Below are 13,449 nucleotides of genomic sequence, written 5' to 3' on the forward strand. Positions count from 1 at the left end.
GACGCGGTTTGAGCGTGAAGCTGCACATTGCCCCTGTTGGTGTTCCGCACCCGTCGACACAGACCAGATGTCAGCGGTCCGTGCATCAGACCCGTTGTCGCGGTCTTTGGTTCTGCTAGGCGGGGTTAGGTCACGATTCCGCGAGAGCGCGCGGCGCGCTCAGCCGAACAGCTCCTGCAAGGCGAGCCTCGTCTCCCGAAGCGGGTCCCGCTCGCTGCCCGGCGTCGTGTTGGTGGAGAAGTCCACAGACGCGTCCGGTCGGACCCGCGCCAGCACCCACCTGTCGTCAGGCCCGATCTCGGTCGACGACATGCTCTGGCGGTCACCGCGCAGCACCATCATCGACAGCTCGACTGACGCCGTCCCTGTCTCGGGCGATGTCGGCGGATCGGGCACGACGACCGCCGACATCTGCTGGTGTCGCCCCTCGAAGGAGGTGTGCAGAGTTCGCCCGAGCGGATCCGCCGGTCGGTAGCGCAAGCTCCCCGACACCACCTCGGCGCCGTCGGGGGTCACAGTGCGCCCGGCCGCATCGACCAGGACGGTCATCACGTCAATCGTGCGCGTCCACGTCGCCGGGGCGAGGATCGCCGACCAGCCACGGGCATCGCTGAGCACCCCACTGGTCGCGATTGTCGGCCACGCGGCCGAGGTGAACGCGACCTCGGCGCTCCATCGGATCTCCTCGACGGCGGTCTGAGTGGTGGCCAACGTCATGGTGACCTCGCCACCGTCGGGCCCGATCACCGCGGTCTCGACATCGTCACCGGCGTGCAACGTGATCGCAACCCGGTCGATGGTGGGGTGTCCCCGTACCAGCAGCCGGGCGGGGACGCCCACCTCCGCGCGCACCGTGCGATGGTCCACCGGCGCTCCCGACGCCACGTCCCCGAGCGCCCCAGAGACCGTGTGCTGCTGGGTGCGGAGCTCGCCGTCCAGTTCGGCGGCGTACGACACCTCGAACTGGACCGAGCCGACCAGGTCTTGCGGCTGTCCCTCGGTGAGAGCCTGCTCCCACGCCTGTGCGCCGCGGGCGGTCAGCTCGACGACGAAGACGCCGTCGGCGGTGTCGCTGCCCGCCGAGGACGTCGGGTCCCGTACGACGTGGTCCGCGGGGAGGGTCAGAGACGCCCTGACCGAGCGGAGGTTGAGCGGCTGGAACCGCCAGCCCTGGGCGGTGTGGCCGGCCGACCCCAGGGCCGCCACCCACGCGTCCCGGCGGGTCGCGACCTCCGCCGGTCCGAGCGCCGGCAGTACCGTGCACGAGACGGTGGCGTCACCGCCGGTGGTCCGCACCGTGCCGTCGACCTCCTCGGACCGCGTGGTTGCCGAGGTGCCGATCCCCACTGGGTTCGCGGCGAGGTACATCGCGTGGCCGTCACCGGGGAAGAGCATCACGTCGCCGACCAGCACCGGGTCCACCCGTCGCGGAGGCGGCACGTTGGCCACGACGCCGATCTGGAAGTGCGGGCGGTCCTTCAGGTACGACGCCAGCACCGGCTTCAGCGGGAGCCGGACGGCCGGAGCGGTGGCGATCCTGAGCTGCTTGACCGGGGAGGAGAGGTAGACCGCGTGGGCGACGGTCGGCGTCGCCGCCAGCGGCTGTCGGGCCATTGCGACCGTCGGTTGGCGGGCCTTGCGAGCGGTCTCCGCCTCGGTGGTCCGCTTCCGCTCGGGCGTCAGCGCCGCCCCGACACGGTCGACCCACCTCATGCCGGCACCTCGAACGGATCGACCACCGACCGCACCACGTTGCCGTCGAGACCGAACAGGTACTCGCCCCGGGTCAGGTCGACCTCGCCCAAGAGCTCCCGCAGCGGCACATCCTCCACCCGCAGCAGACGTCGGTCCGCCGTCGTTCGCACCAAAAACGCCATGACCCGGCCGGCTCGGTCGTACTGCACCTCGCGCACACGACCTCGCACCAGGTCCAGCGACTCTCGCTGGCGACCACGCTCGCGCCGGTGCTCACTTCGTGACAGCACCGAGACGATGTCCTCGTGCTGGGAGCGCTGGAACCGGTGACCCTCGGCCGTGGTGCCGCGCGACTCGACCACCACGTCGGTGACGCCGTGGCCCCGCGCCACCGGCAGCATGCCGCTGAGCGAGGGCGCCGCGGCGGCGGGCCCGCGGTCGTGCTCGCGGGCGGGCGCCGTCTCGCGGCGTCTTCCGATCCGGCGCACGGCCGGACGCAGATCCACCCTTCCAGCCGCGGACTCGCTCGACGAGACCGGCCGAATCCGGCTCTCCATCAATGAGCCGCTCGTGGCCGTCACGGTCACCATGCCCCTCGACGACGACGCGGACTCCGTGGTCGGAGCGGCGTCGGACGGATCGGGCCCTGTGACTTGCAGGATCGCCGGGCGTCGACCCGCCACCGTGGCCTCGAACGTCGGCGGCTCCGATCCCGTGACCTCGCTCTCGATCACCCACGTGCCGGCGATCGGCCGGACGCGACCGTCGAGTGTCAGCCGGACGGTGGTCCCGTCGATGCTCTCCAACCGGACTCCCTTGGCCCGCGAGCGAGCGGTCACTGTCGCCTTCTTGCCCTCGGGGTCGGTCAGCCGGAGGGTCGGGTCGGCGTTGCGGACGATGACCACCACGTGCCGGTCGAGCTCGGTCAGGTCGAGCCGGGCCGCGACAGCGGTGTGGTCGTCGTTGGTCCGCAGCGGGACGATCATGCGGTGGCGCCCGTGTGCCTCGGCCACGGCGTCCCGGGCCGCGCCTGCCAGCCCGCCGGCTACGGTGAGCCGGTAGTGGATCCCGCGGCCGACCTGCAGCCGCTGGGCCAGCCAGCTGAGCACCTCGCGGTCGTCACTGAGCAGGAACAGGGTGCCGAGGCGAGCCAGCCGGCGCAGCATCATCAGGTCGTCGCGGTTGAAGCGACTTCCCCGCCCGACCACGACGATCGCCGACCGGGCGCGCACGGTGCCGTTGTCGTCCGCAGGCGTGGCCCACGACTGCGACAGCGCGGCGAGACGTGTCCGCAGCGGGCCTACGACTGAAGCCGCTGTGCCCGAACCGGCCTCGAACTCGGCCGGAGGAGCCGCCCCGGGTTCCTCGGCGAGCGCCGTGACGAGCTCATGGGCTACCGGCGGTGGCTCGACCGGACGTGCGGAGGTCTCGCTCCGCCGGTGGGTCTCGTTCCACTCGTCCCAGTCATTCCAACCACCCCAGTCGTCACCGCCGCCATCACCGCCGGCGCGGGCGTCGGCGCGTTCCCCGAGTCGCGCCCAGGTCATCGAGCCGACCACACCATCGGCCGAGAGTCCCTCGTCACGCTGGAACTGCTTCACCGCGGCTAGGGTGCCGCCACCGAAGTCGCCGTCGATGCCGTTGGTGTCGTAGCCAAGGTCGTTGAGCAGCTGCTGCAGGTCGCGTACGTCGCCGCCCTGGTCGCCCCGTCGCAGCGTGGGCCGGTTCTGCACGTCGATCTGGCTGCCGCCGCTCGGCTCGGTGCCACCACTGGGCTCAGTTCCGCCACTGGGCTCAGTTCCGCCACTGCCGCCGGAGGAGCCGGACGTCGCACGCTCCAGTGCTTCCCAGGTCATCGCCCCGACGACGCCGTCCGCGCTGAGCCCCTGATCGCGCTGGAACTGCTTCACTGCCGCCAGGGTGCCACCTCCGAAGTCGCCGTCGATGCCGTTGGTGTCGTAGCCCAGTTCGCTGAGCATCACCTGGAGCTCACGGACGTCGCTGCCTTGGTCGCCGTGACGAAGCGTCGGACGGATGGTGCCGTCGCCCCAGGTGTCGTCGCCATCGTGGGTCCCGTCGTCGTCACCGTCCCAATGGTCGTCATCGCCGGGGTCCCCGCTGGCGTCGTCGACGATGACCGTCGTGTCCACCGGGGTCATCCCAGCGTCAAGATGCGCGTTGTGGACCACCAGCGCGAAGTCCTGCCGGGGGTCGGTCGGCTGGTTGGTCAGGCAGTTCATCGCGAGCTGGATGGCCTCCACGGTCACGGTGAAGCTGCCGGTGACCTCACCGCCGCGCAGGTGGACGTTCGCGGTGTTGTCGTTGCCCTCGTCGTCGGGCGGCGACCCAGCCCGCGACCAGCCGTTGCTGAAGTCGTTGCCGTAGAAGGTAGTGCCACCGTGTTCCACCTGGAGCCGGAGCCGGTTGACTATCGCGGGCCGGTCCGCGGTCCCGGATCCGACGCTGCCGGGCGGATCCGTCCAGGCGAGGGTCGTCTTCACAGGCTTGGTCGGGTCAGAGACCCGCAGGTTCCACCGCCGGCTGTCGCCCAGCGAGGTCAGGAGGACTGACTGGTCGACGTACAGCTTGTGGACCGACTCGTCGAATACCGCGCCGAGGTTGATCCGGCCCCACCCCTGCCGGTTGTTGGGGATCGGCCCCCCGAAGCCAGTATCGGTGGCGCCGTTGACCATCAGCGCCCGCAGCATCGCCGGGGACGGCGGGGTGCCGCCGATGTTGTCGGCCCACCAGTCCGCGGCCAGAGCGCACGCCCCGGCGGTCTTCGGGGACGCGCCGGAGGTGCCACCTCCCCAGGTCAGCTGGTCGCTGATGAACTCGATCGCATCCGAGGTGAGCCCGAAGTTGGCTGCCGCCGTCCACTCACCCGGTGCACTCACGTGGGGTCGGATCCGACCGTCGAGGCAGTTGCCGTGGCTCGAGGCACCGTGGCCGGTGAACATCTCGTCGGGGTTGTCCGCCTCCGCGGCCGCGGTCGGCTTGTCGGTGCGGAACTCCGGCCGGTAGCTCTCGGAGTTCCCAGTCACGATGACGTTCTTGGCCGCCTTCGGGCGGGTGAGACCGTCGCTGCCCTCGTTGCCGGCCGAGAAGCAGATCGTGAGGGGCGTGCGCGAGCCGTCGGCGTCGCGGACCAACCCGTCGTACGTCGCCTCGAGGGAGCCGTAGTCCATGCCCCCGGGGGAGGTGCCGGCACCCCATGAGTTGTTCTGCAGCGACCCGGAGGCGCCGCCCGAGGCACCGGCCGTGGTGACCGTACGCCGGCAGTTGGTCGCCGCAGAGTCCCCGCTGAACTGACTGACGATGTCGGCGCCCGGCGCCATGCCGACGCCGTAGATGAGCCCGTTCGCGTCGCGCTCGTCGCGGAAGTCGCCCGCGGCGTGGCCGGCGACGAACGTGCCGTGCCACTCCTTGCGGTTGCCGTCGTGGGACACGATCCGCCCCGTGAACGCGTCGTGGGACTCGTCCACGCCGTCGTCGACGATGCCGATCGTGACGCCGGACCCGTCGATCCCGTGGTCTTCCAGCCAGCGCAGGTAGTTCCCCACGGGCCGGCGCTGGGAGTCGAGCATTCCGGCGATGATCAGGTCGGCCACCTCGTCCTCCGGGAGCACCGGCTCGCGCTCCTCGACCGACGCCACGCCTGGGAGTGCGAGCGCACCGTCCACGGCACCGCCGTCGGCGACGGCCGCGACCCTGCGGTAGGGGCCCGTGGGCGGCTCGGGGTCGTCGACCAGTGTCAGGTCGGCCACCCCGCGCAGCTGCGCCAGGGTCTCCTCGGCCGTCTGGGCGTGGAGCACGACCCAGACGTCGCGCGTCCCGGACTCGGGCATCATCGCCCGCGGCTTGCTGCCAGCGGAAGGCAGCGAGACCGACCGCACGACGGGGAGGTCGGCGACGGCCTCGAGGGCGGCGCGATCACCGCGAACCAGGTAGCCCGCGGGCGGCTCGAAGGTCACCAGGGTCACCCCGGTGGCCTCGAGGAGGTCGACGACCGAGCTCTCCGGAGGACCCGCGAGCACGACTCGCGCGAACGCCTTCTCGCGGGCCGAGAGCGACTCGATCCCGGGTCGCGCCGCCTCGGCCCGAGGGGTCGGCGGGGGTGCGGGCACCCGCCGCGCCTTCTCGGTCGCGGCAATTGTCTTCTCGGGGGCCTCGACGAGCCGGTCGCCGTTGGAGTAGGTGTGCAGGACCGTGACGTCTCTTTGGTTGCCCAGGTCGATGCCGGCCGGGATCACTGCCGTGGTCATCTCGCGTGCCATGGGATGTCCTTTCGCGAGCTTGGGTGGGTGGCGGGGCAGATCAGAGCTGGACGCGGATCCGGTCGGCGTAGTTCTGCCGGTCGAGGTCGACGATCACGCGCTTGCGGGTGTCGTCGAAGGTGTCCGCGAGATCTGTACTGCGCAGCGGGACGCGCTCGTGTCCGTGGCCGGTGTCGATCAGCAGGGCAGGCCCGGAGGGGGTGTACTCCACCGCGATGACCACGCCCTCGATCCGCCCCTCGCCCTTGGCGTTGCCGCTGGAGCTGCCCTCGGCGTACGACGGCCGCCGCGGACTCGACTCACTCGCCCGACCCGAAGCATGGTCCTGGACGCGTGGGCGCGCACCGTGGCGGCGCAGGTCGGAGAGGAACTTGTCGCTCTCGGGGAACACCGCGTCCTGGCTGACGAGCTGGATCGAGGTCGGCGAGGCGACGATGAAGACGCCCTCCTCGTCGAAGTTGATCTCCTGCTCGGTGGCCCGGATCATGCGGCCCCCGATGGCGCCGAACGCGCTGAACTTGGCCGTCCCCGCCGCACCCTCGGGGCTGAGCGGGTAGCTGAACGCGAGCGGCTCGAACGGGCTGATCTGGGCAGACTCGGTGATCGGCCGGGCCAGGTGCGCACCCTCGTAGCTGACATTCGCCACGAGCCGGGAGTTCGCCAGGAGGGGGGAGGTCGGGTCGAAGACGACATTGCCCGCCTCGTCGCGCACGAAGAGGTAGATCATGTGGCGCCCGATCCAGCTGGCCGGCTTGATGACCACCTGATTGCCGCCGTTCCCGACCGTCGCTGTCCCCTGGGTCTCGACCACCGGCCACGAGGACGGGGCAAAGTTGACCTGCGCACGCCAGTTGATCTCGACGTCGTTCGGGTGGGCGGAGGTCACGGTGTAGCGGGCCACGCCGCCGTCCGAGGCGAACACCGGCGTCTCGGGCGACTTGCCCTCGCTCGCTGTCCAGCTGATCGCCGTCGTCTCCAGCTGCGGGTCGGCGTCGACGACGACCGTGGCGGGGAACGACATCTCGGTGTTGACCTCGGTCACGTAGGTTTCGTCGAGCTCGCTGAACAGCGTGGTCATGTCGGCGTCCATCGAAGCCTGCAGCCACGTCCAGCCCTCGAAGCTGACCGTCTGCTCGATGTCGATGATCTCCTCGACTCGCTTGAACTTGGCCGCGAACGTCGTTCCTCCGAACAAGCCCCCTCCTCCACCTCCGGAGCTGGCGTCGTCGACCTCGGGTGCCGGGGCGAACAAGGCGTCGAAGACCCGCTGCTGGACCTGGTCGATGAAGGTGTTCACCAGCTCCTGCCGGATCTCTTCCAACTCAGGTGCCAGACCGGTGCCGATGAACCGCACCTCAATGTCACCCTCGCGCTTCATCTGCTCCCACGCGGCGTCGATCTGCGCGCTGGAGCCGAAGAGGAAGCCGCCTCTCGTGCCGAGCGAGGCCGAGAAGTGCGTCCACATGCGCTCGGCGTGCACCTTCACCTCGGCGCCCACCGTGGGCAGCAGGCGGAGGTACTCGTACATCATCTTCACACCGGCCGGGACCGCCGTCTGCTCGCGGATCCCCTGCACCCACTCCTGTGCGCCGAGCGAGGTGAGTTCCACCAGGAAGGAGTTGGGGCCGCCGGGCGTGCCGATGTTGACGTCGTTGTGCGCCTGGTCCGGCGTGCCGGACATCGGGTTGATCAACACCTGGGCGGTGCCCTTCTGGGTGTTGAGCGGGATGAAGCGGGGATTGCTCGGCGGCCGGGGGCCGATGCCGGCCATTTCCGCCCGCCACTGCTCCTTCAGCGCCTCGAACCCCTGGGCGTCGTGCTGCAGCGCCGAGGTGATGGTGAACACCGCCGACCCGCCCGTGATCTTGTAGGTGTCGTCCTCCTGCTGCCGGAACTGGCTGACCGCCATCTGATAGCGCCCGTTCTGCCCCTTGGCCAGCTGCGGCTGCTTGGCGGTGAACAGGATGATGTCCGGCTCGGTGCTCTGCCAGAGCTTGTAGTTGCCGATGTCCCACTTAACGCCTGACATGGCGACGCCGAGTTCCTGCTGAAGAAAGGTGCCCATCGTTCGCTCCTGATGCCGACGGCACAGAGCCGCCTGTCCGGTGTTGTTGGCTTCGCGTACACCTGTAAGAGGCTGCTCATCCGTGCCTGATACCCGAACGAGCCGCTTTTCTCACTGGCGTGCGGCGCATGGCGGTTTCAACTGGATGTACCGCATTCTCTGGCCCACCTTGACGACCAGTTCCCCGAAGAGCGGGCGTGGGCGGGGGAGTTCGAGGCCACTGATGTGTTTGTCGGGGTCCTTGCCGAGGACGCATATCGGGCGCGCCCGACCAACGAGGCCGGAAGGCGCTATCGCATGGGGCACTGGTTCGGGCGGGCAGCTCGGGATGTCTACCGCACCGACAACAGCCCGGCATGAGGACAGAACGAGCCGGGTCCGCTCACAAACGAGGAGCGCGCATTCCTTCACGCGCTGCTCGCGCACTGTCTTCCGGGCGTTGACGCCCTACGTGTTCAGGCCTATGCCGTCAAGGCGAAGAGGGGGCTGCGTGTGCGCTGCGGAACCATCGAGCTTGTGGTTACCGACGGCCAAGCACCACGGTCTGACGCCGGCAAGCACACGGGCCGAAGCGTGACAGTAGTGGTGTGTCCTCGCCTCTGCGTGTACCTCCGCGCAGAGGTCGAGGGGCGCCGCATGAACGAGGCCCCTGCACCGTCCGGTTCGCCCTTCTAGACCCGAGGAGCCAGCCGGCCGCCCGACCTCGAATGAGCCGCAGATCGGCTGTTAGCCATCAGCCGACGTGCTTGGTCAGCCAGGGGAGCACGGCGTCGGCCAGTTGCTGGGCATCCTCGATGTGGGCGAAGTGACTGGCCCCTTCCAGGAGGATGTAGTCCGCGCCAGGGATCGTGTCGACCAGCGCATGTGCCCATTCGACGGGGACCGGGTCGAGTTCGGAATGAACGACAAGCGTGGGGCACTGGATTCTGGCGAACGTCTGCATGGGGTCGAGTGCTCCCAAGGAGCCGAACATGCGCTTGGGGGCCGCCAGGACGTTGGCCGCAGTGATCTCTGTGAACCCGAGGGTGAGGCTCCCGATGCTGGCGCGGTTGCGGAAGAACGGGATATAGGTGTTGAGGGTGTGGCGCTCCATGGTCTTCGGGTCTCGCGCCTCGAACTGTGGCGACGCCTCGATCGCCTTCTTGGCTGTGTCGTCCTCGGGTGTCCGGCGAGACGCCAGCCGCCGCCCGAACGTCTGCTGCAGCCCTGGGTGCAGTGGGGGAGCGGTGTTGAGCAGGACGACCGACGCGGTGGATTCCGGGTGCGTCCCGGCGTACATGGCGGCGAGAATGGCACCCACTGAGTGTCCGACCAGGTTGACGTGGTCGATGCCGAGCGCGGCGCTGAGTCCGTTCAGGTCATCGATGGCTCCAGCGAACGAGACCTTAGCCGGGTCGCCGACCGGGGTTCTGCCGCTTCCGCGCTGAGAGTAGTAGACCAGCTGGAAGGCGTCGGCCCAGCGGTCCAGGTCGCGCATGTACCTGCCACCCAACCCCGGCCCGCCGTGCACGACGACTAGCGGGGTGCCTTTGCCGACCACCGTGCAGTGGACCTCAATGTCTCCGACCGGGATGGACGTGGATGTGTCCTTCATCGCTGCCTCCTCGATGTTGCAGGTGGGGCCGATCACGGCAACAGCCGGTAGAACCGCCAGAACGGGTGGTCGATCGGGAGCACCTCGACGTCCGACCATCCCGCGTCGCGAGCGATCCCCCGAAAACGGTCGGTTCGCATCACGGTGCCGACGGCTTCGGAGTCCGGCTCGACCCGCCCCTGCGGCAGGCACCAAAGGACGCTGACGGTTGCGAAGAACGTCTCCGTCGGATCCCCGGCGGTGAGGGTGTCAGCCACCCTCTCGTCCATGACAATCACGGTTCCGCCGTCGGCGAGCGCCGCCCGGGCGGCCGCCATGGCCTCCACCGGATGCGCCATGTCGTGCACGCACTCGAGGAACAGGATCAGGTCGTAACGCTCGTTGCCGAGTCCGCGGGAGGCGTCCGCGACGTCGAAGGTCAACCGGTCGGAGACGCCGTGGTCGGCGGCGTTGCGCCGTGCCCTACTGATCGACTCCTCGTCCGAGTCGTACCCATCGATGCGCAGATGCGGGTACGCCTTGGCCAGCTCGATGGCGGCCCACCCGAGGCCGCAGCCGACGTCCGCGACCATCGTCGTGCGCGTCGTGTCGGTGAGCCGCGCTGCCAGGTCGGGGATCTGGGGGATCCACTCGGCGACCAGCTGGTTGACGAAGGCGGGTCGGTTCAGCGCGGCCTGAGCCTCGACCGCGTCGCCGCCGTACGACTGGTAGGCCACGCCCTCGCCGGTCCGGAACGCCTTCAGTAGGGACGGCATCACCGAGTACGCCGCGGCCGTTGCCAGCGGCAAGCCCGCGATGAAGGCTGGCCCGGTCGCCTCGACCAGGACCTCGCGCACGGCTGGTGCAGGGGTGAACCTGGCCACGGTCAGGTCCTCGTCGTCGGCTACGACGAGTCCGGCGGTGGCCTCGGCCTGGAGCCACTCGCGGACGTACCACGCATCGAGCCCCTTGCTGCCCGAGAGCTCCTCTGCGGTCAGCGGCCCGCGCTCGACCAGAGTCTCGAAAAGGCCGTGCTTGAGTCCGATGTAGACGGTGCCCAGGTGGAACGCACCGACACCCTCCATGAAGATCCGCCCGACGAGATCCTCGATCGCCTGCTGACTTTCGACATCCGTGATGCTTGACATTGCCTGGCCTCCTTAGCCGACGGATGGTCCGGTTCGCGGGGAGGCGTGTTCATGGGCTGCCTCCTGCGGATGTGGATGAAAGAAGGCTGCGCCGGTCGGGGCCAGGAAGGATCGGGGAAATCCCCTATTCGCTGCCCCTGATCTGGGGGAGGGCAGCGGCTGCCTCGGTTCGGGTCTTCGCGCCGAGCTTGCGCAGGACGGCGCTGACGTGGTGTTCGACGGTCTTGGCGCTCAGGAACAGCCGGGTGCCGATCTCACGGTTGGTGAGCCCCTGTGCGAGCAGGCGCAGCACCTCCTGCTCGCGCTCGGTCAACAGACCGACGTCCTTGGGGCCGGTGCGGCCCCGGACGCCCAGGTCCCGGAGCAGGGCCGCCGCCCGATCGGACTCGTTGCGCGACCCAAGACGTTCGAACGCCTTGAGCGCGGACTGGGCCTCGACGACCGCGAGAACCGCTTCCTGGCTACGCAGCGCGGTGGCGAGCGCGAGCCGGGTCCGTGCCTCCTCGTAGGGCATCCGCAATCGGCCGAAGAGCTCCGCGCCGCGCTCCAGGAGCTCGACCGCCTGGGGGGCCGCCGTGGCCAGTGCCACACGACCGGCAGCCGCTGCCGCGATCGCGGTGACGCGTGCGTTGCCCGTCTGCGCGGCCAGGCCCTGCAGCTCCGCGGCCGTGGTACGGGCGCCGACGTTGTCGCCGTCGGCCAGCTGGGCCTCGACGAGCTGGGCAAGCAGCGGCACCGCCAGCAATCCGGATCGGCTGATCAACGACAACTGCCGCATGAGCAGAGCAACGGCCGCGGCTGCCTCGCCCCGCGCGAGCCGAACCGCAGCGTCAGCACGGACCGCCGTCGGCGATCCGCCGTATCCCACCAGCGCTTCCTCGGCCTCCTCGACTCGCCCCTGCGCGAGCCGCAGTCGGGACAGCCGCACGGCCGGATCGACGCAGCGAGATCGCTGGCCGGTCTTGGCCAGCTCAGCCAGCGCGTACGCCAGCTCGGCCTCGGACTCACCGGGCCGATCCGCCGACCTCAGCAGGTCCGCCTCACACGTCGGGCAGAAGGTGAGGATAGGCAGCTCGTTGTGGCGGTGGACATAGCCCTCCATGACCTTGCCCCAATGGCGAACGCGGTCATCGTCGCCGGCGAGATCGCAGGCCAGGACCAGGCTGCAGCAGGTCCGCGCCACCGCCTCGAATGTGGCCGCCTCCTCCCCGGTCGCGGCGGCCATGGCCTGGTCGAGATGTGCCAGGCCGTCGTCGACCTGACCCAGGGTGATCTTGGCAAGTCCCACCCGGGATAGCGCCGCGAGCTCCAGATCCGGATCGTTCAGCCGACGGGCCAGGACCAGCGCGGCCTCGGCGTGACCGGCTGCGACCGCAGGATCCAGACAGCGCTCCGCCTTCGACAGGTCGAGATACCCGCGTTCGGGAACGTCGACCCGGTCAGTCAGAAGGTGCTCGGCTCTGGCGAGCCATCCTTCGGCGGCGGGCTCGTTCCCATGTACGGCGGAGTACTCGTGGGCCAGCCACAACGCGATGCGCACCGCGCGCGCCATGTACCCAGCACGGCGAAACAGTGCGTACGCGCGCACCCGGGCGTCGATCGCCTCGGCGGATCGGTCCAACCACCAGAGCGCACGAGCCAGGCCGTCGAACCCCTCGGGTGAGGTTTCACGCGCCAACGCGGCCTCGAAAGTGCGGTAGGCGCGATCCCACTCTCCTTCGGCCAGCGCCAACTCACCCGCGGCGATCAGGTCCTGCGCTGGTGGCGATGATGCCGAATCGGCCGCGCCCACGGTCCTATCGTGCCACCGCAGCGCCCGGTCGTCACGGTCTCCGCGGTGGCCGTCCGGCACCGCCTCATAGTGGGACAGGCAGCGGGTAGTTGAGTCCGCCGTGTCGAACCGTCCCGCGAGCCGAACCACAACTGACGAACACGCAGGTCGACGTCTGAATGCCGCTCATGGCGGCTGGTCCATGCGTTCGAACGGGCCTGGGTGACGGATCGACCTGGACATGCCGCGGGTGGGTTGCAGGGACTGGGGCTTCGATCCGACGCTCAAGCGGTGGTCGCGAGGAGGGAGGTCAGGTGGGTAGCCGCCTCGTCGAGCGGCTCGGTCGAGCCGGAACAGCGCGCGCGAAGGAGGGCTCCCTCGACGGCACTGACGATGAAGCCGGCGAGCGAACGTGCTTGGTCGACGGGCCGACCTTCGCGCTCGAGAGCAGCAGCGAGCTCATCGGTCCACGAGGCAAATGCGGTCGCAGCTGCTTGCCGGACGCCGGCGGCGTCCGGTGCGGCCGCGGCGGCTGCGGCGATCGGGCAGCCGAGGGTGTAGTCGGTCGCAGCCAGGTTCTGCGCGACCTGGCCGACGAGCGTCCGCACGACAGACGCGACGTCGCCCTGTCCCTCGAGGTCGCGCAGGGCGCGCCGGAGCCAGGCGCCAGCGGCGGCGGTCGAGGTCGCGATCAGTTCTGCCTTGCCGCCGGGGAAGTGCTGGTAGATCGAGCGGCGTGCGGTTCGGCTGTGCTCGAGCAGTTCGGTAAGTCCGGTGCCGTCCACGCCGCGAGCGCGGACCAGCTCGATGGCGCTGATGATGAGTCGCTCTCTGGGTCCGGGTGGCACAGGTCTCAATCCCTTCTCGTAGACCATTCAGTCTACCCTGTGATTCCATGAGTAGACCGAACGATCTATCCG

7 protein-coding genes are annotated in these 13,449 nt (G+C 69.5%); all 7 read right to left on the reverse strand.

Annotated features, from left to right (window positions below; all coding sequences use genetic code 11):
- Positions 1-159: 159 nt before the first annotated feature.
- The 7 genes from E7Z54_RS04055 to E7Z54_RS04085 all read right to left on the reverse strand — a co-directional run bounded on the left by E7Z54_RS04055 (position 160) and on the right by E7Z54_RS04085 (position 13,404).
- A complete protein-coding gene (locus tag E7Z54_RS04055) occupies positions 160-1,713 on the reverse strand; it encodes a hypothetical protein (protein WP_136431729.1) in 1,554 nt (517 codons plus the stop codon).
- On the reverse strand, positions 1,710-5,972 hold the full coding sequence (locus E7Z54_RS04060) for a peptidoglycan-binding protein (RefSeq protein WP_136431730.1): 4,263 nt from the start codon (positions 5,970-5,972) through the stop codon (positions 1,710-1,712). Before E7Z54_RS04060 ends, E7Z54_RS04055 begins: the two co-directional genes overlap by 4 nt.
- Positions 5,973-6,012: 40 nt before the next feature.
- Positions 6,013-8,037: a hypothetical protein gene (locus E7Z54_RS04065; RefSeq protein WP_136431731.1), complete on the reverse strand. Its 2,025-nt coding sequence runs from the start codon at positions 8,035-8,037 to the stop codon at positions 6,013-6,015.
- 733 nt (positions 8,038-8,770) lie between these two features.
- On the reverse strand, positions 8,771-9,631 hold the full coding sequence (locus E7Z54_RS04070; protein WP_168798153.1) for an alpha/beta fold hydrolase: 861 nt from the start codon (positions 9,629-9,631) through the stop codon (positions 8,771-8,773).
- 32 nt (positions 9,632-9,663) lie between these two features.
- Positions 9,664-10,758 (reverse strand): SAM-dependent methyltransferase, encoded by a 1,095-nt coding sequence (locus tag E7Z54_RS04075; protein WP_136431733.1) that lies wholly within the window; start codon positions 10,756-10,758, stop codon positions 9,664-9,666.
- A 124-nt stretch (positions 10,759-10,882) separates the two neighbouring features.
- On the reverse strand, positions 10,883-12,550 hold the full coding sequence (locus E7Z54_RS04080; protein ID WP_136431734.1) for a helix-turn-helix transcriptional regulator: 1,668 nt from the start codon (positions 12,548-12,550) through the stop codon (positions 10,883-10,885).
- A gap of 263 nt (positions 12,551-12,813) precedes the next feature.
- Positions 12,814-13,404, reverse strand: coding sequence for a TetR/AcrR family transcriptional regulator (locus tag E7Z54_RS04085; protein ID WP_206055992.1), 591 nt, complete (start codon positions 13,402-13,404; stop codon positions 12,814-12,816).
- Positions 13,405-13,449: the final 45 nt, after the last annotated feature.

The sequence above is a fragment of the Nocardioides sp. genome (assembly GCF_004803405.1).
Classification (GTDB): Bacteria; Actinomycetota; Actinomycetes; order Propionibacteriales; family Nocardioidaceae; genus Nocardioides; species Nocardioides vastitatis.

Coding starts and splice junctions, on each gene's coding strand:
- E7Z54_RS04070 (WP_168798153.1), bottom strand. CDS start 9,631: ATGAAGGACACATCCACGTCCATCCCGGTCGGAGACATTGAGGTCCAC.
- E7Z54_RS04060 (WP_136431730.1), bottom strand. CDS start 5,972: ATGGCACGCGAGATGACCACGGCAGTGATCCCGGCCGGCATCGACCTG.
- E7Z54_RS04065 (WP_136431731.1), bottom strand. CDS start 8,037: ATGGGCACCTTTCTTCAGCAGGAACTCGGCGTCGCCATGTCAGGCGTT.
- E7Z54_RS04075 (WP_136431733.1), bottom strand. CDS start 10,758: ATGTCAAGCATCACGGATGTCGAAAGTCAGCAGGCGATCGAGGATCTC.
- E7Z54_RS04085 (WP_206055992.1), bottom strand. CDS start 13,404: ATGGTCTACGAGAAGGGATTGAGACCTGTGCCACCCGGACCCAGAGAG.
- E7Z54_RS04055 (WP_136431729.1), bottom strand. CDS start 1,713: ATGAGGTGGGTCGACCGTGTCGGGGCGGCGCTGACGCCCGAGCGGAAG.